Genomic DNA, 26,215 nt, shown 5'->3' on the forward strand with positions numbered 1-26,215 from the left:
AGGCGCGGTGCGGCCGCGCCCGGTGGCCAGGGCGGCCAGGGCCATCGCGGCCTTGGCCGCCGGGGAGACCCGCCGCCGGGCGCTGAAGACGTCGTAATCGGCCGCCTCGATGCGCGTGAGGATCGCCGAGTACATCCGCAGCGCAGCCGCGACGCAGCGCGCGGAGGCGCTCGGCAGCATGCCGACTCCCGGCTCGGCCAGTGCGTACAGCTCCCGGTTGCGGGCGATCTGCGCCGCGAGGAAGTCCCGCCACGCCGGTGTGACGCGCCGCTGCCAGGGGTCGACGCCGAACCGGCTCAGCTCGTCGGCGGGCAGGTACACGCGGCCGCGGTCGAGGTCCTCCCCGACGTCGCGGATGAAGTTCGTCAGCTGGAACGCCAGCCCCAGCGATCTCGCCGGCCCCAGCGCCTCGGCGGTCAGTGGCCGCAGCACCGGCAGCATCATCTCGCCGATGACCGCAGCCGAGCCCTCCATGTAGACGTCCCGCAGCTCGGGCCAGCTCGACCAGCTCGACCGTTCGAGGTCGAGGGCCATCGCGCCGAAGAACCGCTCGAAACAACCCCGGTCGAGTTCCAGCCGGCGGGCGGTCGCGCCGATCGCGCGCAGCGTCGGGTGCGGGTCTTGGCCGGTCTCCCACACGGTGTAGAAGCGCTCGCTGAAAGCGTTGAGGCGCACCCCGGCGTCCGCGTCGGCCGGCAGGTCGAGATCACGCAGATGCCGGGCCTCGGGCTCGTCGACGATGTCGTCGGCCAGGCGGCACAGCGCGTAGACGCCGTAGACGTCGCGGCGCTGCTCCGGCGGCAGGAAGAGGGTGCCCCAGTAGTAGGTGGTGCCGAATGCTCGCGTCAGGTCTCGACAGGCGCGCAGGCCGGGCTCGAGGTCGTCGCGCAGCCCTGCGGTGGACTGGACGGCGGCTGACTGCATGCGCTACCTCGTCGACGAATGTGCGGGGAACTGAGGTCGATTCAACACGCGGGTCTCCTTGGGCGCTACCCGACTCGGTGGGTCGGCCGCACTCGAGCGCACCCGGACCCTCGCTGACCCTCGCCGGCCTGGCTGGGGCTGCGCGGACCAGAACGGGCAGGCCGCTGCGGTCACGTAGGTTAAGCACCTTAACGGTTTCTGGCCACGCTCAGCCAGACCGGCGTCCTTTCGTCACCCCCGCGGCGGCCTGCAGGCTCCGACTTCTTGGAGACGCCAAAAGATAGTGTTCGCTTTTGCTCAGCAGACCGTGTAAAAGCGAACACTATCTTTGCGGCGTTGGGCCTCGGCCGACCCTGCGCGCGCCATAGGGCGGCGCGAGCGCACTCACTGCGCCCGCAACCGCACCTGCGCGATGCGCCGGGCGGCGGCGTGGAAGGTGACCACGACGTCGGGCCCCTCGACGCGCCGGGCCAGAATCCAGGCCGACCGCGAGGAGAGGTCGTCGACGGGTACGACGACGTCGGCGCCCGCGAAGATCTCGGCCGCGGCGCGCGACCGCGAGACCGACAAAGCGAACTCGTTGGCGATGCCGCTGCCGCGCAGCCGCAGCAGTGAACGCAGCGCCTGGGAGGGCCATTGCGCCCCGCGGCGATGAGCCGCCCGGGCCCGCGCCCGCCCGCGCCGGTAGCCGCCGCGCACCTGCAGCCGCACCCGGTTGGTGCGCCAGCGCACCCCGTGGGCCAGCCGCTGCGGGTGCTGTTTGGGCAGGTGGGCGACGCGCGCGGCGGATTCCATCGCGGCGGCCGCCTCGGTCTCGGCCGACTGCGCGAGGGTGTCCTGCTCGGCAAGTTCGTCCTCGACGTCGGCGTCGATGATCGCCAGGGAGTCGGGCTCGGCGTACTGCTCGGAGATCTCGTCGCCGTACATCTCACCGCTGCCGTCGCCGTCCGCCGCGCCGGCCCAGGGATCGTCAGCGTCGCGCGCATCCGCCCCCGCGGCGACTGCGGCAGCCGCATCCGACAGCGCGTCGCCAGGCAGCAGCCCGGCCTCGGCCAGGGTCGGCACGCGCCGCGGCTCGCGACCCAGGTGCAGCGCGGGCCCGGCAACCAGGTGCGCGACGACCGGCAGCGGCTCGGCCGGCGGATACCAGGACAGCAGCGCGACATCGTCGTCGGGCTCCAGCCCGAGACGCTCCCGCCAGAGCGCGACCTTCTCCCCGCGGATCCCGCGGCCGGAGTCCATGATGAGGATCCGCATCCGGGTTACCTCGTCCCCTCGATCGTCGGGCTCTCCGCGTGGGTTGCGCTCCCTGCCGACGGTTGCTGTTGCGACCGCGACCCTCGGCTGGGACCGCAACCGTCGGCGGACTGGAGGGCGCCGGACTGGGGGGCACCGGACCGGGGGGCACCGGGCTGGGGGGCGGGGCCGGGCTGGAGGGCGGGGCCGGGGGACTGGGGGAGCCCGCCGCCGGAGCCGGTGACCGCGGCGCGCAGGGCCGCCACGCGCGGGGCGAGCTGCAGGTCGCGGGAGTAGGCGGCGGCGAAGTCGGCGCAGGCCTGCCGGGTCGCTGCGTCGGCGGTCCGGGCGGCGTGCGCGGCCTGGGCGAGCGCGTCGGCGATGGACTCCGGCTCCAGATCACCGACTGGAAACCACAGGGGGTAGCCGCGCAGCACCTCGGTGGCGGCGTTGCCCGGGTCGTGCACCGACACGATGGGTTTGGCGGCGGCGGTGTACTCGAACACCTTGCCGCTGGTCACGTACTTACCCGCGCCGAGAATCAACAGCAGCACGTCGAACGTGGCGTAGGTGGCCCGCACGTCCTGCTTGGGCACGGGTCCGCAGTAGGTGAGGTCGTCGCCGCGGTACTGCTCGACGAGTTCGACGAGTTCGGCGTTCGGCAACGCGAAGAACCCCAGGTAGCCCCACAGCTGCGCGCGGGCGTCGGCGAGCTCAGGCCGTTGCCGGGCCAGCCGCCACCCGGCTGCGAACTCGGCCAGCGGCACCTTCTTGGAGGCCGTGCCGATGTAGCCGAAGGTCAACGGCGCCTCCGGGTTGCGCAGGGCGGGCGGGTCGAGGTCGGCCTCGGGGGCGAACTGCGGGTCGTAGCCGTTGGCGACCATGTGCAGACGGTCCGCCAGCTGCGGGTGCCGCTGCGCGTGCCAGGCCCGGATCGGCTCGTTGACGAACCACGCCTCCAAGGCCCGACCGAGCAGATCGCGCTCCAACTTGTCGACGCGTCCGCCTTCGGAGTGCAGCAGGTCACCGGAGAAGACGTCGAGCATCCACGCGTCGCGGTAGTCCATGACGTAGGGGATGCCGTACCGGCGGTTGAGCACGTCGCCGGCCGCGAAGTCGACGTTGGGGTTGGCGGTGCCGACGACGAGGTCGACCGGTTTGCGGCGGTGGATCGCCAGGGCGGCGTCCTCCAGCGGCCGGCGCCACGGCCCGTAGGAGACCTCGGGAAAGTCCCGCACGTCCAGCAGCCGCTGCCGGCGCCGCCACACCCGCGGTGCCAGCGCCCGCAGCGCCGACCAGTTGCGCACGTCGGTCTCCAGCGCGGGCCACGGGAACGGGATGCGCACGACCTCGATCGCCGGGTCGATCTGCTCCATGAGGGAGTAGTCGGCCCCGGTGGAGGCGATGAACGTCTCCTCGGTGCAGGTCAGCACCGTGACATCGAACCCCTGGGCCGCGAAGGCGTTGGGGGTCGCCAGGGCGCGGTAGACGCCGCCGCCGCGCGAGGGCGGATAGCCCCACGCGACGTACAGCAGATGAGGCCGGGTGCCCGCGGCCGAGTGGGTGGTCGAGGAAGTATGCGAAGGGGGTGGCAAGGCGCTCCTCCTGAGCGTGACGTCGGGTGCCAGTATCTCAGGGCGCCAGGGTGATCGGCGCAGACCGGGCCTGGCCGCCGAGATCGGGGCGCCGTGCTCAGGTGCCGGGATCAGGTGCCGAATCAGATGGTCGGTCGAGGCCCTGCGCGCGCTGTGCACACACTGTTTGCCCGGGCGTCACCACCGGGCCACACAGCTCGTTCGGGCGGCGGGTAGAGCGGTGTTGACACCATTTCTCGGGCCGATGGCGGCAGCGCCCCGACCCACGAAAGAACCTCGTTGCGCGAAAGGCGCTGCGCCGGCGCGGCCCTGGTCCGTGAACTGCGTAGAAGCCCACAACAAGCCCAGCAGAAGGTACCGAACGGGGTGCGATCCGGCTCCGGCGACGGATGCCCACGGCAGGCCCCACCCGGTGGCGTGCGTAGTGTGGGCAGCGAAGCAACGGCCGCACCAGGACACCGACGGGGCGGCCGTTTCGGTGAACTCTGCCGACACAGACCCACGGGCCAGCACCACCCGGCCCGCGAAAGGACTCCACATGGCACCCAAGATTCAACCCAGCGCCGACGTCTCTCCAGAGGCGACGATCGGCGAGGGCAGCAGCGTCTGGCACCTGGCCCAGGTGCGCGAGGACGCCGTGATCGGCGACAACTGCATCATCGGCCGCGGCGCCTACGTCGGCACCGGGGTGCAGATGGGCGACAACTGCAAGCTGCAGAACTACGCGCTGGTCTACGAGCCGGCCCGCCTCGAGGACGGCGTCTTCGTCGGCCCCGCGGCGATCTTCACCAACGACGAGTACCCGCGCTCGGTCGCCCCCGACGGCGCGCTCAAGCGCGGCGACGACTGGGAGGCCGTGGGCGTCACGTGCAAGGAGGGCGCCTCGATCGGGGCCCGCGCCGTGTGCGTCGCTCCGGTGACCATCGGCGCCTGGTCCATGGTGGCCGCCGGGTCGGTCGTCACCAAGGACGTGCCGGACTTCGCGCTCGTCGCCGGCAACCCCGCCAAGCGCATCCGCTGGGTCGGCCGCTCCGGGGTCACCCTCAAGTCGCTCGGCAAGGGCCGCTGGCGCTGCCCGAAAACGGGTGAGACGTATGTCGAAACCGACGAAGCGCTGGTGTTGAAGCACGATTGAGCCTGTGAGCACGCCGACCCCTCCCGTCCCACCAGTCCAGCCGGTCGAGCCGAGCCGAGTTTCGGGCTCTGTTCCGGCACCTGTCCCGGTTCCCGTACCGGTGGCGCCAGCAGCCGCCACGCCGGCCGCGGCCGACGACTACGACCTCGTGCTTGTCGCGACGCCGTGGTACCCCACGAAGCAGAACCCCATGTGGGGCACCTTCGTGCGCGACGCCGTGATCGCGATGAACATGCAGAACCCCGAGCGGATCACGGTCGTGCACGTCGACGGCAACCCGCTGTACGAGGGTGAGGAGCCGCCGGCAGGTGCGGGCTTCGACGCCGGAGACGGTTCCGGAGCGGGGTCGGAACAGGAGTCGGAACGGGGTATCGGAGGCGAGGGCTCGGCGGGCGAGAGCGCCCAGCCTCCGTCGTCCCGGGCGGCGCGCGTGCCTTCGTGGTCGTGGCGGGAGTCGCGGCCGGAGGCGGATGTCGTGGTCATCCGCGCGCCGCACCCGGCGAACACGCCGCGCTCGGTGGCGATGGAGATCCACCGGGAGGCGCTACGCGAGCACGCGATGGACCTCATCGGGCGGGCCCGGATCGTCTCGGCGCACGTCGGAGGGCCGACGGGTGCGGCGATCGCGCCGCTGCTCGCCCGGCGCACGCGGTTCTCGATCACCGAGCACGCCACCTACGTGCGGGCGATCTTCGCCGACACGTCGGCCGCCATCCAGTACCGCGCGGCGGTTGCCCGCGCCTCGCGGGTGTTGGCGGTCAGCGACGGCCCGGCGGCGGGGCTCCGGCGCCTGTGCCCGCAGCAGGCCGACTACATCTCGGCCGTGCCGAACCCGGTGCGCTTCGACATCCTGCCGCTGCGCGAGCAGCCGGTGCGCGCCCATGACCGCTGGCTGTACGTCGGAAACCTCGTGGCGCGCAAGGGCGTCCACCGACTGCTCGAGGCGTTCGCGCAGGAGGTGCGTGAGAACGACCGCGAGGGCCTGCACCTGACGCTCGTCGGCGACGGACCGATGCGGCAGGAGCTGGCGACCCAGGCCCGCGAGGCCGGACTGGCCGACCGCGTGACCTTCGCCGGGCAGGTGGACCCGGCCGACGTCGCCGGCTTCTTCGGCCGCCACGACGTGCTGGTGCACCTCTCGGAGTACGAGACGTTCGGGCTGACGGTCGTCGAGGCCGCCGCCACCGGACTGCCGGTCGTCGTCACCCGGTGCAGCGGCCCGGAAGAGACGATGGTCATCCCCGCGGGCTACGGCCTGGCCGCTTTCGTCGACGTCGACCCCAGCCCGGAGTCGGTGCGCGCGGCCGTCGCGTCGCTGCGCACCGATCACAGCCCGGCGCAGCTCGAGTTGGTGCGCACGATGATGCGCTCGCTGTACGGCTTCGAGCGAGCCGCGGACCTGCTGGCCAAGTACGTCTACGGCGCCACCAAGCCGGCGCTGGCGCCGCCGCTGGACCTGTCGATCGTCGTCGCCTTTCAGGGCCCGCAGCAGTGGCGCCGGGTCATGCACGGTGCCGACCGCGCGGCGGACCTGGGCTGCGACATCGTGGCCGTCGACCTCGAAGACGGCATCGCGCAGGTGCCGGCCGGGGTGCGCCTGGTGACCCCCGGCAACGTGGACCGCTACAACGCGCTGCGCACGCTCGAACGCGCCGTCGTGGACCGGGCGCCGCGGGCCGTGCTGCGCGGCGCGGAGAAGCTCGTGCCGCGGCTGCCGCAGCGGGCGGCCAAGCCGGCATTGCGCGGCCTGACCAGCGCCGAACGCCTGCAGCGCCGGGTCGCCAACGTCAGCGAGCAGCGCGTGTACCGGTTGGTGTGGGGAGTGCTGCGCGGCCGCTCGATGGCCCGGCGCGTCGAGGCGCAACCCGAGCTGGCCATGGACCGGCTCGACGTGCTCGTGCACCTGGGCGGGCGGCTCACGCAGCTGGCCTACCGACTTGCCATGCGCCATCCGGAGGCGATCGTGCACCACGGGCCGTTCAACGCCGCGGCCATCTCGCGCTGGTGGCTGGCCGTGCACGGGCCCAAGCACGAGACCAGCGGGGCGGAGGAGCTGTGAACCACGCCCAGTCGTCAAACGATTCTGTGCGGTCATCGTCGAAGCGCCCACACATCGGGCTCGTCGCGTTCTACTTTCCCCCCTCGCGCGCCAGCGGCGTGTACCGGATGCTCGCGCTGGCCAATCACCTCGTCGAGCACGGTTGGGATGTCACGGTCTTCACGGTGACCCCCGACTTCTTCGAGCACATCACCCGCTCCAGCGACGACTCGCTGCTGGCCGCTATCGACCCGCGGGTGCAGGTCGAGCGCATCCCGTTGCCGATGCGCCACCTCGAGCAGGAGTTGCGCCGGTTCGGGCCGCTGCGCGGCAACTACCCCGAGGTGCACCGCCGGGTGACCGCGCGACTCATCCGCAGGGTGTGGTGCGATCAGTACGGCAGCTGGGTGCCTGGGGTTATCCGCCGACTCGTCGAGGTGCACCGGCGACACAAGCTCGACCTCACGCTCGCCACCGGCAACCCGTACAGCTGCTACCAGGCGGTCTGGACCTTCAAGAAGCTCACCGGCGTGCCCTACGTGCTCGACAGTCGCGACTCCTGGACCCTCAACCTGTTCACCGACGAGTACGCCTTCCCGCCCGGGCACGCGGCGTTCGCGTGGGAGAAGCGCACCTTCGCCGACGCCTCGCTCATCTCCTTCGTCAACACCCCGCTGCTGGCCTGGCACCAGCGCGAATACCCCGGCGACGCCGACAAGATGATGGTCGTCGCCAACGGCTACGACGCCGCCGACGCCGTGACGGCGGGGGAGCGGACCGAGGCGGAGACGACCGAGGAGAGCGAGCCCGCGGAACACCGGGTGCACTTCGGGTACGTCGGCACGCTGACGGCCAACCAGCCGCACGCCATCGTGTGGGACGGCTGGCGGCGCGCCAAGGAGGCGGGCCGGCTGCCGGACTCAGTCGCCGACCTCTACGGGCATCTCGGCTTCTTCGGGGTCAGCGCCGCCGTCCGCAACACGCTGCCGCTCGATGACGCCACCCAGGACGTCGTCTGGCACGGTGCCGTCGGCAAGGCGCAGATCGCGCAGGCCTACGACGCCTTGGACGTGCTGCTGATGATCGTCGCGGATTCGCCGTACGTCACCAGCGGCAAGGTCTTCGAGTACATGTCGACGGGCAAACCGATCCTCGGCCTGTACGAGGCCGACTGCGCGGTGGCGCAGGTGCTCGACGGTTATCCGCTGCTCGTGCGCACCCGCTCGCTGGCGCCCGACGACATCGCCGACGCGTTCGTCGCGGCCCGCGAGCTCGTCGACACCGTGACCCCCGAGCAGGTGGCCGCGGCCCGCGAGTTCGCCACCCGCTACGAGCGCACCAAGCAGCTCGACGCGCTGGAGGCGCGGCTACGGCGGCTCCTCCCGGGGTCTGCCGGGGTGGGCGGCTCGACGCAGTCAACGGCCTCCGGAGGCGCATAGCAGCTGGTCGCCGCGCGGTTGCTGATTCGGTGAGTCGGTGAGTAACGACACGGTCGATAAAGCTACGGGGAACCCGGCTTAAATCGTGTTGGCTCACGGCCGAATGGGGTGGGGTCAGTGGGCCGATCCGCAGCGATCCGGCGGGGCCTACCGTCCCCTGTCACCCGGATCGCTGTGCCGCCCGGTCATCCCTCCCGCGCCGGGCAGGAGTGGATGTCCCCATGCTTTTGCGCGCCCTTTTTCGTGCCCTCACCCTTGTTGTCGCCGGCCTCTTGATGTCCCCATTGACCACCTTTTCGACGGCCTCCGCCGCCACCATCGCCCCCGCACCCGCCGTCGCTTTGGTCCCTGCAAGCGCCGTCCCTGCAAGCGCCGTGGCGGGCGACGTGCCCGTCGCCGTGCAGACCGGACTGCGTCGTACGCCCCGCTACTCGGTCGAGGTGCCTAGCGCTGTGGAGGCTGGTCTGCGTCGTACGCCCCGCTACTCGGTCGAGGTGCCCAGTGCGATGGAGGCGGGTCTGCGTCGTAAGCCGCGGTATTCGGTCGACCTGATCGCGTTGCGGGCCCCGACCGCGGCCGACGCCGCCCAGTCGCGGCTCGACCCCGCCACGGCGGTCGGTCTGCTGCTCGGCGCAACTGTCACCACCGGCTCCGCCGTACCGATCCACGCGGCGAGCCTGGCCGCAGCGAACTGAGCCACCCCGAACTGAGCCACCCCGAACTGAGCGGCCCCGAACTGAGCGGCCAGGAACTGAGCGACCAGGAACTCAGCCGCGAGGAGCCAGGCCGCAGGCCGTGGCCTCAGGTGCGCGTGCGGGCGCTGCCGCTGGCGCGCATGGGGGTGCGCCCGAGCACGTAGCCCTCGAGAAAGCCCAGGCCCCAGCCGTAATGCATGGCCATGAACGACAGCGGCACAGTGGCCGGGTCGACTGGCGCGGATCCGCGGGCGCGCCAGGCCTGCACGCTGGCCAGGGTCACCCCCACGACGTAGGGCGAGTAGGCCAGGGCCGCGAACCGCGGGTGTCGCACGGCGATCGCGGCGAGGCCGGCGGTGCCGAGCACGGCGACGGGGGCGGCCAGGTGTCGGGGCCGGATGGCGGAGCGGCCGTTCTTGCGGGCCATGGCGGCCTTGCCGCGCCCGTATCGGCGGTACTGGCGGAAGAGGGCCGGGGCGTTGTCGCGCACGTGCCAGAAGATCTTCATCGCGGGGTCGAACGCGATTTCGTGCCCCGCGGCCAGGATGCGGTGGTCGAAGTCGACGTCCTCGTTGACGAGCAGACTCTCGTCCCAGCCGCCAACCGCGCGGGCCACGTCGGTGCGGTACACACCGAAGGAGGCGTGGTCGGTGCGCTGGAAGTGGGTGCCGAAGTGGTTGATGGAGTCACCGACGCCGAACGGGCTCGACAGCGCGAGCGCCACGGCCCGCCCGGTGGGGGTGCTGCTGACTCCGTTGCGGATGCCGCCGACAGCGGCCAGCGCCGGGTCGTCGCGCAGGTGTGCCACGCCGAGCGCCAGGTAGTCGCCGCTGACGGAGGCGTGCCCGTCGACGCGGGCCACGAACTCCCCGGTCGCGGCGGCGAGGCCGACGTTCAGGGCGGCGGGGATGATGACCTGCGGGTTGTCCAGCAGGCGCACCCGCGGCTCGCGCGCGGCGATCTCGGTGACGATCGCGCGGGTGCCGTCGGCCGAGCGCCCGTCGATGACGAGCACCTCGAGGTCTACCTCGCGTTGGGCGAGGACCGACCCGATCGCTGCCGCGACGGACTTTTCCTCATTGAGCACCGGCATCAGCACGCTGACGGTCCGTTGGCTCATCGCTCACTCAACTCCACATCGTTGGGTGCGTCCCCCACGCCGAATCCTGTGCCCCATGGTCGCGACGCTCGCGCCGAACCTAGGTCATCCTAACTTGCGCGCCGGACGCGAGCTCGACCCAAGTGGCGCAGGCGGCGTACCCGCCCAGCCAAGGGGTCGAGCCGCGAGTCGCGCCAGGCGACGGGTGCGAACAGGGTCGAGAGCAGGAAGGCGGGCACCACGAGCGGTTGCGCGGGCGGCTGGATGATGAGCATCGAGGCGAGCACGGCGTAACCGATCGCCGGCTCGGGGGTACGCACGAAGCACGCGAGCACGACGAACAGCAGCAACGCTCCGGCGAACAGGCCGTAGTCGTAGAAGACCTTGCCGATTGTGGGCACGATCAACCCATCGACTCCGGCCCCTCCGGTGAGCTCGCGCGAGGAGCCGGCGCCGCCGCCGAAGAGCACCCGCGGGAACGACTCGATCCACTTGGGTACGAGGTACAGGTACGGCTCGACCGTGCGCAACGCCGTCGAGGTGTTCGACGATTGGCCCTCGCCCAGGCGGGCGATGAGCTGCTGGCCCATGGACGTCGGGATCGTGATCGCAGCGAGCAACAGGCCGGGGATCAGGTAGAAGCGCAGCAGGTGGAACTGGCGGTTGAGCAGCATGACCAGGACCCCGACGAGCACGATGGCGAAACCGGAGCCGGCGACCGTGCACAGCATGCCGACGCCGGCGACCGCGACCTTCCAGACCCGCGCCCCGCTGAGCAGGCCCGCCATGACGCACAGGCCGAGCGTGAACGACATGAACGAGGGCTCGAGGGCCAGCCAGCCGTTGGATTTGATGAGCGGGCTGCCGTAGAAGAACGGGTAGGCGGTGTTGAAGCCGGAGACGAGGAAGCGCGCGGGCACCACGTCGGCGACGATGTCGCGGTACGGGATGCCGACGAACTGCACGGCCAGGAAGGCCGTGGAGACCCCGCCCAGCCAGACTCCGACGTTGGCCACCGACGCCATGACTCGCTGGAAGGTCGCCCGGCTGCGGTCGACGAACATGAAGCACGCAGGGAACCAGAAGACGATCCAGAACAGCCAGCTGTTGACGCTGATGTACAGGTTGTTGACCAGCAGGGTTTGCGGTAGCACGACGAACGCCGAGGCGCCCGCCGCCACCAGCCACAAGAAGGTGCGCCGCGGCTCGATGGCCAGCACGCCCATCCGCCAACCGGCCAGCAGAAACAGCACGATGAGCGGCACGGTCAGCGGAATGGACAGACCTGGCAGTGAGATTCGTTGCACGAGGAAGTTCACGACGAACATCCACGTGACCCACGTGACCGGGTCGGACAGGCGGGAGGCGTAGCGCCGCGCCGCCGGGAGTGCGGTGGCGGCCGCGGAGCCGGACGAGGTGGCTGAGCTGGTCACGGCCGGCTCCGGGTCAGCCGTCGACGACGACGTAGGTGCGCTCGCCGAACTGGGCCGCGTGCTCGTCGATCCACTCGAAGCGCGTCTTGTGCGGGCGGACCAGCACGAGCAGCACGGAGCGGGGGTCGCGACCGACCCGCTTGACGATGGCCCCCGACAGCGGGGTCTGCAGCACGGTCACCTGGCGGTCGCCGTCGCGGCCGTAGTGTTCGCTGCCGAACTGGGCGACATCCTCGGTCACGTGGGTGTCGCGCCCGGCCGCGTGCACGCCGGCCTCGACGGGCTCGACGAGGCCGCGGACCGAAGCGGCCGGGACCCGCACGCCGGAGAGCACGATGCGGTCGGAGCTGCCGGCCTCCATGCTCATGATGGCGGGCACGTCGCGCGCCGGGATGAACTCCAGGTTCGGGTAGAGGCGACGCATCTCGCGCATCGAGCTGATGCGGCCGCGGCGCCCGCCGAAGAGCATCGTCAGCGCCAGGCCCAGCAGCCCGCCGCCGATCGCGCCGAGCAGGCCCAGCAGGATCGGGGAGGTCGAGGTGGCGCCGGCCGGGTCGGCCTGCTGCAGGACGGTGAGCTGGCGCGATTGGGTCAGCAGCGCCTGCTGGCTTTGGGCCAGCGCCCCGCCGAGCTGGTTCTTGCGCGTGCGCTCGGCCTGCGCGTCGGCCAACGGCTCGGTGGTCATGAGCGTCTCGGTGTTCGTCGTCAGCGAGCGCAGGTCGTTCTGCATGCGCCGGGCGCTCTGGTTGACGGCGGCCACCGCCAGCGCGTTGGCGTCGGCGGAGGCGTTCTCGGCCGTGTCGGCCGTGACGCGCACCCCGAGCACGGTCGAGTTGGGCACCACGAGAATCTCCGAGCGGGACCGCAGCGAGGGCGCGTCGGTGTGCCGCTCCTGGGCGGCCGCCGCGTACACCTCCTGGGTGTTGGCCTCGGTGACGGCGTTCGTCGCGGCGCGGGTCAGGGCATCGGGGTTGTCGCTGGCGATCTGCACCGCCAGCATCGCCTCGGCGGTCCGCGGCGAGTTCACCCCGGCGGCCAGGCCGACGCCCGCGCCGATGACGGCAGCGGCCATCGCCACCCACCACCAGCGGCGGAGGGTTTCGATGAGCGACCGGCCCCACGGGTCAGCATTGTTCTCGGCCACGTTGGCCACAGGATTCCCCCTTGCACAGATCAACACGTCGTTTGTCGGCTTCGACTTCCGGACTATCCCCCAGTCGCGGAAGGCGCCGACTGCCCAACTGTACCGACGCCCTGACGAGCGTCCAACTCACACTTGAACGACCGCCCATGAACATCGCGAGTCCGGGGCCCGCCGGGGTGCCCTTGCCTTGCCCCGGACCGGCGTCGGGCAGCTCTGCTCACGGGGCGAATTCGCCTCTGGCGGACCGCTGCCAACGTCAAGCCTCGCACGGCCGGGGGCGTCTGGGCCAATCCCGCCGCCCGGGAGAGGTTCGTTTGCCTGCGGCCTTGCGCATGTATCCAACGGACCGAGTGCGGCGACCCACACGCGCTCGAACGCCGGCGCCCGTGCGCAAAAGCACACGGCCGCCTGCGGATAGGTGCTGGTGCGCGAGCTGCTGCCTGTGTCATGGTGGTTGGAGTACGCGGGTCACCCCCCGCGGCGTGTCAGTGGCCCGCACCCAGGCTTCTTCTCAGCCAGATCGGTATGCGTCCGACGCGTCGTGGTGCTGGTGGCCCTGTTGCCTGTAGCCACTGTGGTCCCCTCGGGGGGAGAGTCGTCGTCTGCGCGTGCGGTCTGCCCGAACGCCACTTCCCGAGGAATCTGCCATGTCCGTGCTCACCGGGCCCCCCACCGGCCCGTTCGAGGTGCCCAGCGACACCTCCGCCCGTCGTACCCAGCGCAACGCCGACCGTGCCGACCGTGGACTGCACGCGGTCGACGGCGTCCCGTCGATTCTCGCCGCCTTCGAGGGCGGCCAGGTCGGCACGCGGGTACTTCGGCCGGTACGGGACCGCGGCGACCTGGCACGGCTGTACAGCCCCGGAGTGTCGAGCGTCTGCGAGGCGATCGCCGCCGAGCCCGCGTTGGCGGCCCGCTACACGATGCGCTCGCGCACGGTGGCGGTCATCAGCGACGCCTCCGCCGTGCACGGACTGGGCGACGCGGGCCCGCGAGCGGCGTTGCCGCTCATGGAGTCCAAGGCGATGCTCATGTCGGCCGGCGCCGGCCTGGACGCGATGCCGTTGTGCCTGCAGACCGGGTCCGCCGCCGAATTGGTCGACACGATCAGCCGGTTGGCGCCGACGTTCGGCGGGATCGTGCTCGAGGACATCAGCTCGCCGCGCTGCTTCGAGATCGAGAAGCTGCTGCAGGAGCGGCTGGACGTGCCCGTGCTGCACGCCGACCAGCACGGCACCGCCGTCGCGACCCTCGCGGCGCTGCGCAACGCGGCGCACGTGGTCGGCAAGCGGTTCGAGGACCTGCGAGTTGTGATCTGCGGAGCCGGTGCGGCCGGCACCGCGACCGGCTTGCTGCTCACCGCGGCCGGGGTGCACGACGTCGTGGTCGGCGACCGGGTCGGCATCGTCTCGCGCTGCCGCGACGACCTGGAGGAGCACCAGCACCGGCTGGCGTTCCGCACCAATCCGCGCCGGTTGGCCGGGGAGTTGGGCGCGGCGTACGAGGGTGCGGACGTGTTCATCGGTGCCTCCGGCGCGCGGGTCACGCTGCGGCGGTTGCAGGGGATGGCGCCCGATCCGATCCTGTTCGCGCTGGCCAACCCGCGGCCGGAGGTCGACCCCGGCGTGGCGGGGCGCTTCGCCGCCGTCGTGGCCACGGGCCGCAGCGACCTGCCCAACCAGGTCAACAGCGCGCTGGTGATCCCCGGGATCTTCCGGGCCGCGCTCGACCTGGGGCTGGTGCGCATCACGACCCCGATGCTCCTGGCCGTCGCCGACGCCGTCGCAGCCCTGGTGCCCGAGCCCACCGCCGCGTGCATCGTGCCCGGACTGCTCGACGAGCGGCTCGTGCCCACGATCGCCGGCGCACTGTCTCCCTTCGCCGAGGCCTGACCCACCCGCTCCGGGCGCCGCCCCGCACGCTCCCGCCCCGCCGCCCGGCCCTGCCCCCCGCTCCCGCCCGCCCCGCCCCAACCCAACCCCGCCGAGTGTTGCGCTCGCTGCCGTGGGGCGCGGTTGCAACCGCGTCGGTCGGCAGCGAGCGCAACACTCGGCGGCAGGGCCGGCTGGGGCTGGCCCGCGGCGGGGGCTGGCTGGGGCGCTCTGGTCGGCCCATACCCTGGAGGAGTGGGTGCGGAGGCAGACAGTGACGGCGGGCAGCGGCCGTTGCGCGTCTTGCTGCTCGCCAACAGCTATCCCACGGCCACAGCACCGTCGGCCGCCGCCTACCTCTCGCACCGGCTCGACGCCCTCGACCGCCGCGACGACGTGGAGGTGGTTGCCGGCGCGTTGGTGCCCCGGTACTCGATGAGCGCCACCGCCGTCCGACGCACCCTGCGTAAGCCCGGGGCGCGCGCCCTGACGGTGTCGGCGGACGCGAAATCGATGCTGCACCAGGTGGAGTGCGAGTGGGGCCTGAGCGACATCATCGCCGGTCGCCGGGGTCGCCGGCCCACCCAGGCCCTGCTGCGGGCGACGCACGAGGTGGGCCTCCTGCTCCGCTCGGTGCACCCGTGGCGCCCGGATGTCGTGTTCGCGCACGGCATGTACACGCTGCCCGCGGGGGAGGTCGGCCGCCGGGTCGCGGGCTACCTGGGGGTGCCGCTCGTCGTGGCGATGCACGGCAGCGACGTCACCCGGGTCATGTCCGGCGACCCGTACGCGGCGCGCGAGACCCTCGACGAAGCCGGCGCCACGATCTACGTCTCCGTCGCCCTGCGCGCCGCCGCCCGCTCCCTGGGCGCGCCGTTCGGGCGCAGCCATGTCATCCCCAACGGCATCGACCCCGCCATCTTCGCCCCGCCCGCGCCGGACGCCGGGTCAGTCGAGGCGGACTCCGGCGAGCCCCCGCCCGTCGAGCCCCAGCCCGTCGAGCCCCCGCCGGCCGCGTCCCCGTCCGTCGAGACCCCGTCCGTCGAGACCCCGCCCGTCGAGACCCCGCCCGTCGAGACCCCGCCCGTAGAGCCACTGCCCGTCGCGTCCCCATCCGGCGAGCCCCCCTCCGTTGCGCCCGAGTCCGTCGAGCCCCGGCCGTTGCGGCTGCTCTATGTGGGCAACCTGGTGCAGGTGCAGGGCGCCGATCGGCTGCCCGGCATCGTGGAGGCCGTGCGTCGGCGGGTGCCGGGGACGCGGCTGCACGTCGTCGGCGACGGCCCGCTGCGGCCCTCGCTCGATCTGCTCCTGGGTGACGCGGTCACCTTTCACGGCACTCTGCCTCCCGCGCAGGTCGCGGATCAGATGCGCGCGGCGGATGTGGTGCTGGTGCCGAGCCGCACCGAAGGCTGGGGGCGGGTCGCCACCGAGGCGCTGGCGTGCGGCACCCCGGTCGTCGCCAGTGCGGTCGGCGGTTTGCTCGAGGCCGTCGGTGATCCCGGTCGCCTGGTGCGCGAAGGCCCGGGCTATATCAAGGACTTCGCCAACCGCGTCGTCCGCTGCGCCGGCACCGGCGTCGGCCACGCCCCAACCCCCTGGACCTGGGATCAAGTCGTCGACGCCGAACTGGCCGTCCTCCGTAGCGTCTTGCCCCAGCTTCCGGCCGAGCCCGTTCCCGAGCCCGTCGTCGATGTTCCGCCCGCGCCGACCAACGCGTCAGGGGCGAGCTCGTCAGGTGCATGAGCGTGCGACGGGATGCGGTTCGCTGCGCCGCCACTGTTGCCCCGACGTCCCCCGACCTTTTGCGCTCTGTTGCGACTGTTGTGGTCCCCACTGCGACAGTGGGCTGCGACCGCGAAGCCGGGTGAAGCTCGCTGCCAGGGGGCTAGATCACTGGCTCGGTCGGCGGGCCGAATCCGTTCGCGGCCAACGGCACCCATACGCTGAACGGGTGGTGGCGGCACGATCGGTCGGCGAGGGACGGCGCGTCCTGCGTCTGCTCGTGCTCGCCAACAGCTACCCAACGGCTGCCGCCCCCTCCGCTGCGGCCTATCTGACGAACCGGCTGGCGGCGCTGGATCGCCGCGACGATGTCGAGGTCGTCGCGATCGCGCTCGTGCCGACCTATTCGCGGCCCGCAGCTCTGGCTCGCCGCGCCCGTGGGCTGACCAGCGCCGACGCCTTGGCGCTAGCTCCGGCAGCCGGAAGGCTGCTGCGCGCGGCACCCGTCGAGTGGTCCCTGGCCGACGTCACCGCCGGCCGGCTCGGACGTCGCCCGCGCAGCGCCGTCCGGCGGGCGACCCGCGCCGTGCGGCAGTCCCTGGGGGAGTGGCGGCCCGACGCCGTGCTCGCCCACGGCATGTACACGCTGCCCGCCGGAGAGATCGCGCGCCGGATCGCCGAGCAGGCCGGGGCGCCCTTCGTCGTGGGGTTGCATGGCAGTGATGTCACCCAGGTCAGTGCCCGCGCCCCGCGATCCGCTCGCGCGACCTTGGAGGACGCGGCCGCCACGATCTACGTCAGCGCGGCATTGCGCGACCGGGCCGTGCAACTCGGACTCCCGGAGCGGGACACCCATGTGGTGCCCAACGGCGTCGATACCGCACTCTTCGGCCCCGCGTCGGTCTCGCCCGCGTCGGTCGAGCCCGGAGCCGGACCGGGCGGCGACCCGTGGCGCGCCGACGCCGCCGCGCCGCGCCTGCTGTTCGTGGGCAATCTGCTGCCGGTCAAGGGCGCGGACCGGCTACCGGCGATCCTCGCGGCCGTGCGCCGCCGCGCCCCTGGAGCCCACCTCGACGTCGTCGGAGGTGGCCCGACACATGCGCGCCGCCGACGTGCTGCTGGTGCCTAGCCGCGAGGAAGGCTGGGGCTGCGTCGCCACCGAAGCGCTGTCCTGCGGCACTCCCGTGGTCGCGTCGGCCGTCGGCGGACTGCCCGAGGCTGTCGGTGACCCGGGTCGCTTGGTGCCGGAGGGCCCCGACTATGTCGAGAGCTTCGCGTCGCTCACTCTGCGGGCGGTCGGCGCCGGGGTGGGGGCTGCGCCGGTCGCCCGCTCGTGGGACGAGGTCGTCGACGCCGAACTCGCTGTCGTGCGCGCCGCGCTGCGTGGGCCCGCCGGGCAGGCCGATTCGTGAACGTCGGCGATCTGCTGCGACCACTTCGCCTGGATGCCACCCCACCGGAGGGCCGGCTCGTGACGCGCGGCCTGACGAGCCTGCTCGGGCTCGTCGCCCAGGGCCTCATCCGCCTCGGCATCACCGTGGCCGTCGGGCGCCTCGCCGGCGCCGCCGACCTCGGTGTCGTGGCCGCCGGCATGGCCACCGCCCAGTTCCTCATCCTCCTGTGGCCCACGACCTGCGGGCAGGCGGCCTCCCGGTTCCTGGCCCGCAGCCGAGGCGCGCAGGACAGGGCGGCGTTGCTTGCCGTGGCCGACCACCTGCGCCGGCGCCTGCTCTTGGCCGCCGCGCTGCTCGCCCTGGCCAGCGTGCCGATCTCCCTGGCCCGTGGCCTCGACCCGTTCGGGGCCGCGTGCGTCGCGGTGTTCCTCTGGGGCGTTGCCGGGCAGCAGTTCACCCGCGGCGTGCACTACGGCTCCGGTGCCATCGCTAGGGTCGTCGTCCTGGACGTGGCCTTCAGCCTGCTCGGGCTGCTCGCCCTCGTCGTGGTCCTGGAGGCCGGGGTGCGCGGCCCGGCGCTGCTGCTGCCGCCCGCGCTGGCCTATGTCGCCCTGTCGGTCGCCTGTTGGCCCTGGTCGCCGAGGCGCCGGGCGGACCGTGCGCTGCGGCGCGAACTCGACTCCTTCGTTTTCTTCGGCTCGCTGGGCACCCTGGCCAGCGCCGGATTGGTGCAGTTGTCGGTGCTCGTCGCCGACCGCCTCGGCGCGGTGGCCGTCGGCCATTACGCCGCCGCCGTCAACCTCGCGATGCCGCTGACCCTCATCTCGGGAGCGTTGAGCCTCGTGCTGTACCCGACGATGTCCCTGGCCGTCGGGCGCGGCGATACCCAGGCCGTGCGTCGCCAGCTCGACGTCGGCGTGCGGGGGCTCCTGCTGACGATCGTGCCCGTGCTGACCCTCGCCGCGGTCGTGGCCCCCGAGATCGTCGCCCTTGCCTACGGCCCCGGCTTCGACGACTCCGCGCAGGTGCTGCCCATCCTGTTGGCGGCGATCCTCTTCGCGATGCTCGCCGTGCCCTGCGTCAACGCGCTGACCAGCCGCGACAGCCGCGGCATCGTGGAGATGGCGGTGGCCAGTCTGGCCGGACTCGTGCTCGCCGGGCTCGTCTGGGTCGGGTCCGGCGCGGCGGGCGGCATCGTGGCCGTGGCCACGGGTTACGCGGCCGGCGCGGGCCTCATCGGGTGCTATGCGATCGGGCGGGCCTGGTGGGTGTGGCGGATTCGGTGGACCGCCCTGGCGCTGGCCGCCGCGTTGGGAACGGCCGTCGCGGTCGCCCTCGTCGTGCTGCTCGCGCCTGCGCCGCTCGCGCTGCGCCTCGGCGCCTGCGCGCTGTTCACCCTGGCCTGGGCGGTGCTGCGCCGCCACGACGTGCGTCTGGTCGCGCACCGGCTCCGCGCGGGCTCCCGCGGCTAGGTCGACTCCGACGCGCGGGTTTTGTCGTTGTGGCGAACTAAGTACATGCCCCCTGCTGGGCGAGCAGGCGGATTCAGGTTCGTGCAGGTCAGGGGCGTGTCCGAAAATCGAGTTGCGGGGGCATGTCATTTGTTCACCACAACAACAAAGTGTGCAGCGGCTCAGCGCGGGGTCGGAGCCTCCTCCAGCAGGTCGAAGACGCTGGCGGTGGGGCGGACCGCGGCCCAGCGGTCGTAAGCCTGCGCGGCCCGGCGGCGGGCCCGCAGCCGCTGCGAGCCGTCCGCCCGGGCGATCTCGCTGATGGCGGTTGCCCAGTCCCCAGGCTCGCGGGACGGCACGACCCAACCGCCGCCGTCGGCCAGGACCGGGGTCCACGGCGTGGTGTCCGGCAACAGCACAGGGCACGCGCGGGCCAACGCCTCGGGCACCACGTGACCGAAGTTCTCGTGCGCGGTCGGTAGGGGCCAGTGCCTCGCTTGTGGCATACACGCGGGACAACTCCTGCGGGGGCACGCTCCCCAGCCAGCGCACCCGGTGTCGCGGCGGCAGTCCGGCCGCCAACTCGCGACAGCGACGCTCGTACGCGGGATCTCCGCCGCCGGCGATGTCGAGCCGCACGGACTCAGGCACCAACCTCAGGGCCTCCAGCAGCAGGTGCAGCCCCTTCTTCTCGTTGAGGCGACTGACGAACAGGAGCCGCAGCGGCGCCGGCCCCGCCTCCGAGGCGACCTCCAGACCCTCGTCTGTCTCCAGCGCAGGCGGCTGAGCGCGCGGCGGCAACTGGGTCTCGTTCTCGCGCACCAGCACTCGGGCGCCGGGAAAGACCGCGGTGACCTCGGCGGCCTCGAGCGGCGTCGAGGCGTGCCAGGCGACCCCGCGGAACAGCCCGACCCGCCGAGCCAGGCGCAGCAACGCACCCTTCTTACCGGCTTTGAGGGCCAGCGCTCCCGCGCCCAGCTCGCCGCGGGGAGCCAGCACCAGTCGTGCCCGCCCCAGCCAGCCGAGACGAGCCGCCACCGCGGGCGCCAACGTCCACACCGGCGGAAACAGGCCGTTGAGGTAGATGACGTCCGGCCGCGCGCGGCGCACGAGTCGCACCACCGCCAGGGCGGAGATCAGCGTGGCGCGGCGCGGCAGGTAGCGCACTTGGGCGCCGCCGACAGGTGTCCACCGGTCGATGGGCACCGGTAGCGGCTCGCTAGCACCCCAGTCGTAGGCGCTGGTCAGCACCGCGAAGTCGTGCCGGTCATGGTGCGCCGCGACCATCGCCGCCAGCGTCCGGATCGGACCGCCACCGGCGAACCCGGGCAGGTAGAACGGGGTGAGCACCAGCACGCGCAGCCGCCGGCTCACCCGCTTCGACCACCCGGGCGGTCCGGTGCCCGCAGGCCCGACCATGCCTCGTGCCGACGGTGCGTCGAGAGGATGAAGCGCACCGCCCGCTGCGAGCAGTTGCCGATCGCGTAGTCGGCCGGCAGCACCACGTCGGTGCGTCCGTCCGGGCCGACGGACCGCACCGCGTCGCGGATCGCCTCCACGACGTTCTCGGGGTCCAGGCCGGTCATGACGATCGCACCGGTGTCCAGCGCCTCGGGCCGCTCGATGGCGTCCCGCAGCGTGACGGCGGGAAAGCGCAGCAGCGCGGACTCCTCGCTGATCGTGCCCGAATCCGAGAGCACGCACAAGGCGTCCTGTTGCAGCCGCACGTAGTCGATGAACCCCAACGGCGGGTGGAAGGTCACCCCGTGCAGGTCGCGCTCCGGCTGGTCGGGCCGGCTGGCGAGCACATCGAGTCGTTTTCGGGTGCGCGGGTGCGTCGAGACGAGCACCGGCACCTCGAAGGCGTCGCGGGCGGCCACCAGACAGTCCAGCAACGCCCCCAGCCGCCGCGGATCGTCGACGTTCTCTTCCCGGTGGGCGCTGACCAGCAAGAAGCCCTGCGGGCTCAGCCCGAGGTCGCTGGTCGCGCTGCTCGCTTCGAACGCCTCCGCATGGTGATCGAGCACCTCCTTCATCGGCGACCCGGTGAGCAGGATGCGCCGCGGCGCCAGGCCCTCGGCCAGCAGATTGCGCCGGGCGTGCTCGGTGTAGACGAGATTGAAGTCGGCGACGTGATCAACCATCCGCCGGTTGGTCTCTTCGGGCACGTTCTCGTCGAAGCAGCGGTTGCCGGCCTCCATGTGGTACACGGGAATCCGCATGCGCTTGGCCATGAGTGCCGCGATGCAACTGTTCGTGTCGCCGAGCACGAGCACCGCGTCGGGGCGCACCTGACGCAGGATCTCCTCGGAGCGGATGAGCGTCTCGCCGAGCACCCGTCCCAAGCTCGACGTGTCGACCTGCAAGAAGTGGTCGGGGCGGCGGATGCCGAGCTCCTCGAAGAAGATCTCGTTGAGCTCGTAGTCGTAGTTCTGCCCCGTGTGCACGAGCACGTGGTTGACGGTCGCATCGAGGCGCGCCATGACCCGCGAGAGCCGAATGACCTCCGGGCGGGTGCCCACGATCGTCATGACCGTCGTCATCGCGAGCCGCCTTGGTCGTCGTGCAGTGTCTTGACGTAACGGTGCATCCGTCGTCCCTCCGGGGTCGTGTACGACGATTCGATGATCCAGCCGTGCCGTTGATGATGCCGGTTGACGGCGTCGTTGTCGTCCGCGTCGGTCGTCAGGTACGCGCGGTGTGCGCCCAGGGCGCGGGCCCGGGCCGACCAGGCCTGAGACAGCTGGGCACCGACGCCTCCGCCGGCGTGGCTGGTGTCGACGCACATGGAGGCGAAGAGCGCCGCGTCGGGCAGCCCCTCTGGTGCATCGCCGCGATACAAGACCGCCCGCGCGAGCCGCGGGATCGTACGGGGGTGCCGCAACGCGGTGCCGGTGGCCGCGCGGGCGAAGCCGTGCCAGCGGCGCTTGAGCAGCCGCGAGTAGAACGACTGCGGGGCCACCGTTCCCACGGCCGCCCCGATCGGGCCGTCGGCGGTGCGGGCCACCACCGCGATCGCCGTGTCGTCGTGCAGGAAGCCCCGGTAGAACTCCCGCAGGAAACCCTCGCCCAGTTCGGCGAGGAAGAACCCGGAGAACGCGCGCCGATGGATGGCGGCCAGCGCCGCGACATCCTCTTCGCGCAGCTGCGTGAGCTCGACCGGCTCGGTCATCGCGGGCGCCCTGTGGCCGTGGTGGCCGTGGTGACGGGGGTGGTGGAGGCGGGTCGGTCGGGACCGTCGAGGACCGCCATCGGGTAGGTGTCCGGGTGCTGCGGGTCGAGCAGCTCGTTGGCCCAGAACGCGGTGACCAGCGGGGTGTCGCCGGTGTTCTCGATGGAGTGCGTCCACAGCGTCGGCATGTCGATGACCGCCGGGTGCTCGCCGTCGACCGCGAACTCCAGCACCGGCCCCTCGAGCAGCCGCCGCAGCCGGATCACCCCGCTGCCGCTGATGACCTGAAAGCGCTCGATCTTGGCCAGGTGCACGTGGTTGCCGCGGGTGAACCCTGGCCGGGTCGTGGAGACGAAGGCCTGGCCGCCGCTGCCGGCGGGATGCACCCGAACGGTCTCTACCAGTGCTCCCCGCTCGTCGCGGTGCGCGGTGGGGCGGAAGGGATAGGCGCTGGGCCACATCGCGGCCCGCAACGTGTTGAACAGCCGCACGTCGAACGTGTCGCGCAACGCCGGGATGTCGCCGGCCGGGGCGTACGTCGCGTGCAGCTCGCGCAGCCGCTGCGCCATCGCGGAGATGAGCACGGGGCGCCCCAGCGGGTGCACCACCCGCTGCCCGGGCGCCTCGCCGACGCGGGCGGCGTGCGCCGCGCCGAGCAGGAGCGCCACGGCATCCTGCACGTGGATCAGCGGCAGTTCGCGGTCGCCGACGACCTCGGGCTGGGCTCCGTTGGCGATGCGGTGGGCGAACGTCGCGACGAACGAGTTGTAGTCGGGGCGACCGTGCTCGCCGAACAACCCGGGAAAGCGGAATTCCACGACCGGGGCCGACGCCCGCGCGCCCCAGTCCCGCAGCGCCTCGCCCGCCGCGCGCTTACCCCGGCCGTACGGGGTGTCCCGACCCGGGTGATCGTCATCGGCGTAGTTGCTGCCCGCAAAGATCACTGTGGGGTTCGCGCGAGCGGCTTCCAGGGCGTCGATGAGGTCGCGCGCCAGGCCGACATTGCCGGCCGCCAAGTTGTCGTCGGCGCCGCGGTTGATCCCGGCGAGCTGCACGACGAGATCGTCGGGGCCCAGGCCGCGCACCGCCTCGGCCAGCGACTCCGGCTCCCACTGCGCCCGACCCAGCGAGGTGAGCCCGGCGCCCTCGAACACTCCGAGCGTCGCCAGCCGGGCCCGCGTGTGCCAGCCGAGAAAGCCCGCCGCCCCGGTGACGACGACCCGCCCGGCCGGCGCCTCGACCTCCGGTGCGACGGCCTTCAACACAGAAGAGTGTGCGGTCAAGGGGTCTGCGGTCATCGCGCGGCGCCGTTCAGGTGCGCGAACTCCGGCAGCGTGCGCAGCAGCTCCACGGTCTGCTCGACATCCATGCGCACGGTGTTCTCGCTCGTGTAGTCCGTGCGCCGCACCGCCCCCTGGTCGCCCTCCTCGAAGTACAGGGAGTACTCCATGCTGCGCGCGTCGACCGGCACCCGGTAGTAGTCGCCCTCGTCCAGGGCCGAGGTCATCTCCTCGCGCGAGAGCAGGGTCTCGTGCTGCTTCTCCCCGTGGCGGGTGCCGATGACCTGGATGGGGTGGTCGGGGACGCCGAGCAGCGCCGCCACCGACTGCGCAAGGGTCTGCATCGTGCACGCCGGCGCCTTGCGCACGAACAGGTCACCGGGCACCGCGCGCTCGAAGGCGTGCTCGACGAGGTCGACGGACTCGCCCAGGGACATGAGGAAGCGGGTCATCGCCGGATCGGTGAGCGTCATCGGCACGCCCTCGGCGATCTGCCGCACGAACAGTGGGATGACCGAGCCGCGCGAGTACATGACGTTGCCGTAGCGGGTGATCGACACGACCGTGGCGGAGCCGGGATGCTGACGGGCGAAGGCCTGCGCGGTCTTCTCCATGAGCGCCTTGCTCTGGCCCATCGCGTTGATCGGGTGCACGGCCTTGTCGGTGGACAGGCACACCACCGAAGCCACCCCCGCGGCGTGGGCCGCCTCGATGACGTTGTGGCTGCCGAGCACGTTGGTCTGCACCGCCTGCAGCGGGAAGAACTCGCAGCTGGGCACCTGCTTGAGCGCGGCCGCGTGAAAGACGTGGTCGGCGCCGACGAAGGCCGCGGCCACCGACTCCCGGTCACGCACGTCACCGAGGAAGAACCGCAGGCGCTCGTCCGCGAAGGCCACCCGCATGTCGTGCTGCTTGGCCTCATCGCGCGAGAGCACATGCACCGCGCCCACCCCGCGGCGCAGCAGGTGCGCGGCCATCGTCGAACCGAACGATCCCGTGCCGCCGGTGATCGCTACCGTTCGCTCGGCAAGGCAGCGGTCGTCGGCCACCGCGCTTGGAGTCGGCGCGAGGATGGAGTCGCTCACGGCTGTTCCCTTCCGGCGCTGGCGGCCTGCTGCAGATGGCGCTCGACCCGGTCGAGCGCCCGGTCGACACTGAACATCCGCTCGTAGTAGACGCGCCCAGCGCGACCGCGAGCTTCTCGCTGGTCTGCGCCACTCTCGCACAGCCGCAACAGGATTCTCGTCAGGCCGGGGACGTCCGCCGAGCCCGTGGCCCAGCCCGCGCCGGCCTGCGTGACCACCTGGGCGACGTCGCCGTCGGCGGCCACGACGATCGGGCGACCCGCCGCCATCGTCGCCTGCGTCTTGCTCGGCATCGTGATCCGCGAGAGCGGGTCGGCGGCCAGCCCGATGTAGCAGGCGTCGGCCGCGGCCATGAGTTGCGGCATCTGCGCCTGGTCGACCCGCCCCACGAGCCGCACCGTTCGCTGCTCCGCCGGTCCTGGCTGCGCCGACGCCAACTGCGCCAACTCCGCCTCCGCGACGCCAGAGCCCGCGATGACCACCCGCAGCCGCCCGGACGTCGTTGCTGAGGATCCGTGGGATCCGTGGGGTGCCTGCGCCGAACGGCCCGCCGCCAGCCGCGCCGGTCCGCCGGCCGGGGCGACCTGCGCCGCCTGCTGCGCCGCGCGGACGAGCGTGTGCAGACCCTGGGCGTGTCCCAAGGCGCCGGCATAGAGCACCAGCACGTCGTCGTCATCGATGCCCAGGCCCCGCCGCCAGGCCAGCCCCGCCGCTGCAGTCGCCGCATCGGCCGGCGCGAACGTCGCCTCGTCCGCCCACATCGGGGCGTACTCCAGCTTCGCTGCGTCGACGCCGCGCTCGCGCAGCACCTCGTGCACCCCGGGGGAGATGTAGGAGACGACCTGCGCCGAGTCGTACATGGCGCCGCACCAGGCATTCAACGCCGCGCGCGTCGCGCTGCCTGCCGCCCGCCCCAGCGCGCCGGGCGTCGACTCACTGGCCGCACCGGTTCCGGTCGCGCGGGGACGGCGCCCCGCGAGCCGCTGATCGGGCGCGAAACCCCCGGCCCACAGCGTGTCGGGCCACAGGTCGCCGATGTGCGCGACGAGCGGAACCCCGTGCAGGTACCGGGCGCGCCACATCGCGGGGGCGACAGTGATGGGGGAGTAGTTGACCCACAGGGCATCCAAGCCGGCCAGCGCCGGGCCGCCCAACACCGCCGCGGTCAGCCCGAACGAGCCGTAGTTGAGCATCCGCCTTGCCGTCGAGTCGTCGTGACTGGGGTACAGCGCCACTCGGGTGACGTGCAACCGATCCAGGGTCTCCTGGGTGCGGGGACGCACGCGGTAACCCGGGGCGAGCCGCCCCGTCGGATAGTTGGGAAATCCCGTGAGGACCCGCACGTCGTGGCCCCGCCGCTCCAGGCCGCGGGCCAGCACCCCGGGGAGGGCCGCCGGTCCCGGTTCGGGATCGAACCACTGCGTCAAGAGACCCAGTCGCACGCGCCTCTCCTCGTTGCTCGGTTGCTCGTTCTATCGTACCGATGTGCCCGAACTCGCCTG

At 72.2% G+C, this 26,215-nt stretch carries 21 protein-coding genes and 1 pseudogene; 9 read left to right on the forward strand and 13 right to left on the reverse strand.

The annotated features are described in order from the left end of the window. From KILIM_RS15205 to KILIM_RS15215, 3 genes are all read right to left on the reverse strand, one after another. Positions 1-924 (reverse strand): phytoene/squalene synthase family protein (locus KILIM_RS15205; RefSeq protein WP_006593609.1); only part of this gene is annotated, 924 nt, incomplete at its 3' end. A gap of 384 nt (positions 925-1,308) precedes the next feature. Continuing rightward, positions 1,309-2,181, reverse strand: a complete 873-nt coding sequence (locus tag KILIM_RS15210; protein ID WP_006593610.1) for a hypothetical protein — start codon at positions 2,179-2,181, stop codon at positions 1,309-1,311. 5 nt (positions 2,182-2,186) lie between these two features. Beyond that, positions 2,187-3,755: a glycosyltransferase family protein gene (locus KILIM_RS15215; RefSeq protein WP_006593611.1), complete on the reverse strand. Its 1,569-nt coding sequence runs from the start codon at positions 3,753-3,755 to the stop codon at positions 2,187-2,189. Between the two features lie 538 nt (positions 3,756-4,293). Here KILIM_RS15215 and KILIM_RS15220 point away from each other — a divergent pair. The 4 genes from KILIM_RS15220 (at position 4,294) to KILIM_RS15240 (ending at position 9,062) form a co-directional block, all read left to right on the forward strand. Then, entirely contained in the window at positions 4,294-4,890 is a 597-nt protein-coding gene (locus tag KILIM_RS15220; RefSeq protein WP_006593612.1) for an acyltransferase, read from the forward strand. Positions 4,891-4,990: 100 nt separating this feature from the next. Continuing rightward, positions 4,991-6,949, forward strand: a complete 1,959-nt coding sequence (locus tag KILIM_RS22525) for a glycosyltransferase (RefSeq protein WP_006593613.1) — start codon at positions 4,991-4,993, stop codon at positions 6,947-6,949. Positions 6,950-6,975: 26 nt separating this feature from the next. Next, on the forward strand, positions 6,976-8,367 hold the full coding sequence (locus tag KILIM_RS15235) for a glycosyltransferase (protein WP_006593614.1): 1,392 nt from the start codon (positions 6,976-6,978) through the stop codon (positions 8,365-8,367). A 374-nt stretch (positions 8,368-8,741) separates the two neighbouring features. Beyond that, positions 8,742-9,062, forward strand: coding sequence for a hypothetical protein (locus KILIM_RS15240; RefSeq protein WP_040563554.1), 321 nt, complete (start codon positions 8,742-8,744; stop codon positions 9,060-9,062). A gap of 106 nt (positions 9,063-9,168) precedes the next feature. Here the strand turns inward: KILIM_RS15240 and KILIM_RS15245 are convergent, their stop codons facing one another. The 3 genes from KILIM_RS15245 to KILIM_RS15255 form a co-directional block, all read right to left on the reverse strand. Continuing rightward, positions 9,169-10,182, reverse strand: coding sequence for a glycosyltransferase family 2 protein (locus tag KILIM_RS15245; protein WP_006593616.1), 1,014 nt, complete (start codon positions 10,180-10,182; stop codon positions 9,169-9,171). 89 nt (positions 10,183-10,271) lie between these two features. Beyond that, the gene (locus tag KILIM_RS15250) at positions 10,272-11,594 is read right to left on the reverse strand and encodes a hypothetical protein (protein ID WP_006593617.1); all 1,323 of its coding nucleotides are present in this window, start codon (positions 11,592-11,594) and stop codon (positions 10,272-10,274) included. Between the two features lie 13 nt (positions 11,595-11,607). Continuing rightward, positions 11,608-12,747 (reverse strand): YveK family protein, encoded by a 1,140-nt coding sequence (locus KILIM_RS15255; RefSeq protein WP_006593618.1) that lies wholly within the window; start codon positions 12,745-12,747, stop codon positions 11,608-11,610. A 638-nt stretch (positions 12,748-13,385) separates the two neighbouring features. Between KILIM_RS15255 and KILIM_RS15260 the strand changes: the two genes are divergently transcribed. The 5 genes from KILIM_RS15260 to KILIM_RS15280 all read left to right on the forward strand — a co-directional run bounded on the left by KILIM_RS15260 (position 13,386) and on the right by KILIM_RS15280 (position 19,197). After that, a complete protein-coding gene (locus tag KILIM_RS15260) occupies positions 13,386-14,630 on the forward strand; it encodes an NAD(P)-dependent malic enzyme (RefSeq protein ID WP_006593619.1) in 1,245 nt (414 codons plus the stop codon). A 234-nt stretch (positions 14,631-14,864) separates the two neighbouring features. Then, the gene (locus tag KILIM_RS22530) at positions 14,865-16,352 is read left to right on the forward strand and encodes a glycosyltransferase (protein ID WP_006593620.1); all 1,488 of its coding nucleotides are present in this window, start codon (positions 14,865-14,867) and stop codon (positions 16,350-16,352) included. 208 nt (positions 16,353-16,560) lie between these two features. Beyond that, positions 16,561-17,460: a glycosyltransferase gene (locus KILIM_RS25080; protein ID WP_006593621.1), complete on the forward strand. Its 900-nt coding sequence runs from the start codon at positions 16,561-16,563 to the stop codon at positions 17,458-17,460. Then, the gene (locus tag KILIM_RS25085) at positions 17,429-17,743 is read left to right on the forward strand and encodes a glycosyltransferase (RefSeq protein ID WP_006593622.1); all 315 of its coding nucleotides are present in this window, start codon (positions 17,429-17,431) and stop codon (positions 17,741-17,743) included. Before KILIM_RS25080 ends, KILIM_RS25085 begins: the two co-directional genes overlap by 32 nt. Further along, complete coding sequence (locus KILIM_RS15280) at positions 17,740-19,197, forward strand: lipopolysaccharide biosynthesis protein (protein ID WP_006593623.1); 1,458 nt, start codon at positions 17,740-17,742, stop codon at positions 19,195-19,197. Before KILIM_RS25085 ends, KILIM_RS15280 begins: the two co-directional genes overlap by 4 nt. A 161-nt stretch (positions 19,198-19,358) precedes the next feature. Here KILIM_RS15280 and KILIM_RS15285 read toward each other — a convergent pair whose 3' ends face one another. From KILIM_RS15285 to KILIM_RS15315, 7 genes and pseudogenes are all read right to left on the reverse strand, one after another. Further along, the gene (locus KILIM_RS15285; RefSeq protein WP_006593624.1) at positions 19,359-19,682 is read right to left on the reverse strand and encodes a glycosyltransferase; all 324 of its coding nucleotides are present in this window, start codon (positions 19,680-19,682) and stop codon (positions 19,359-19,361) included. Between the two features lie 40 nt (positions 19,683-19,722). Beyond that, positions 19,723-20,595: pseudogene (locus tag KILIM_RS25480) on the reverse strand (glycosyltransferase); the annotation flags it as partial. Further along, positions 20,547-21,719 carry a non-hydrolyzing UDP-N-acetylglucosamine 2-epimerase gene (wecB, locus tag KILIM_RS15295; protein WP_006593625.1) on the reverse strand — a complete coding sequence of 391 codons (1,173 nt, stop codon included), beginning with the start codon at positions 21,717-21,719 and terminating at the stop codon, positions 20,547-20,549. The pseudogene KILIM_RS25480 and the gene wecB, both read right to left, overlap by 49 nt. Then, a complete protein-coding gene (locus KILIM_RS15300; RefSeq protein ID WP_006593626.1) occupies positions 21,716-22,348 on the reverse strand; it encodes a GNAT family N-acetyltransferase in 633 nt (210 codons plus the stop codon). Before KILIM_RS15300 ends, wecB begins: the two co-directional genes overlap by 4 nt. Further along, the gene (locus KILIM_RS15305; RefSeq protein WP_157551749.1) at positions 22,345-23,646 is read right to left on the reverse strand and encodes a polysaccharide biosynthesis C-terminal domain-containing protein; all 1,302 of its coding nucleotides are present in this window, start codon (positions 23,644-23,646) and stop codon (positions 22,345-22,347) included. Before KILIM_RS15305 ends, KILIM_RS15300 begins: the two co-directional genes overlap by 4 nt. After that, positions 23,643-24,713 (reverse strand): polysaccharide biosynthesis protein, encoded by a 1,071-nt coding sequence (locus KILIM_RS15310; RefSeq protein ID WP_006593628.1) that lies wholly within the window; start codon positions 24,711-24,713, stop codon positions 23,643-23,645. The genes KILIM_RS15305 and KILIM_RS15310 overlap by 4 nt, the downstream gene beginning before the upstream one ends. After that, positions 24,710-26,155 carry a glycosyltransferase family 4 protein gene (locus KILIM_RS15315; protein WP_006593629.1) on the reverse strand — a complete coding sequence of 482 codons (1,446 nt, stop codon included), beginning with the start codon at positions 26,153-26,155 and terminating at the stop codon, positions 24,710-24,712. The genes KILIM_RS15310 and KILIM_RS15315 overlap by 4 nt, the downstream gene beginning before the upstream one ends. Positions 26,156-26,215 lie beyond the last annotated feature (60 nt).

The organism is Kineosphaera limosa NBRC 100340 (genome assembly GCF_000298215.1).
GTDB classification, from domain to species: Bacteria; Actinomycetota; Actinomycetes; order Actinomycetales; family Dermatophilaceae; genus Kineosphaera; species Kineosphaera limosa.

What these genes read in the sequence shown, in the direction of transcription:
- KILIM_RS15285 (WP_006593624.1), bottom strand. Translation starts at nt 19,682, where the DNA reads ATGCCACAAGCGAGGCACTGGCCCCTACCGACCGCGCACGAGAACTTC.
- KILIM_RS15220 (WP_006593612.1), top strand. Translation starts at nt 4,294, where the DNA reads ATGGCACCCAAGATTCAACCCAGCGCCGACGTCTCTCCAGAGGCGACG.
- KILIM_RS25085 (WP_006593622.1), top strand. Translation starts at nt 17,429, where the DNA reads ATGCGCGCCGCCGACGTGCTGCTGGTGCCTAGCCGCGAGGAAGGCTGG.
- KILIM_RS15210 (WP_006593610.1), bottom strand. Translation starts at nt 2,181, where the DNA reads ATGCGGATCCTCATCATGGACTCCGGCCGCGGGATCCGCGGGGAGAAG.
- KILIM_RS15260 (WP_006593619.1), top strand. Translation starts at nt 13,386, where the DNA reads ATGTCCGTGCTCACCGGGCCCCCCACCGGCCCGTTCGAGGTGCCCAGC.
- KILIM_RS15300 (WP_006593626.1), bottom strand. Translation starts at nt 22,348, where the DNA reads ATGACCGAGCCGGTCGAGCTCACGCAGCTGCGCGAAGAGGATGTCGCG.
- KILIM_RS15305 (WP_157551749.1), bottom strand. Translation starts at nt 23,646, where the DNA reads ATGACCGCAGACCCCTTGACCGCACACTCTTCTGTGTTGAAGGCCGTC.
- KILIM_RS15245 (WP_006593616.1), bottom strand. Translation starts at nt 10,182, where the DNA reads ATGAGCCAACGGACCGTCAGCGTGCTGATGCCGGTGCTCAATGAGGAA.
- wecB (WP_006593625.1), bottom strand. Translation starts at nt 21,719, where the DNA reads ATGACGACGGTCATGACGATCGTGGGCACCCGCCCGGAGGTCATTCGG.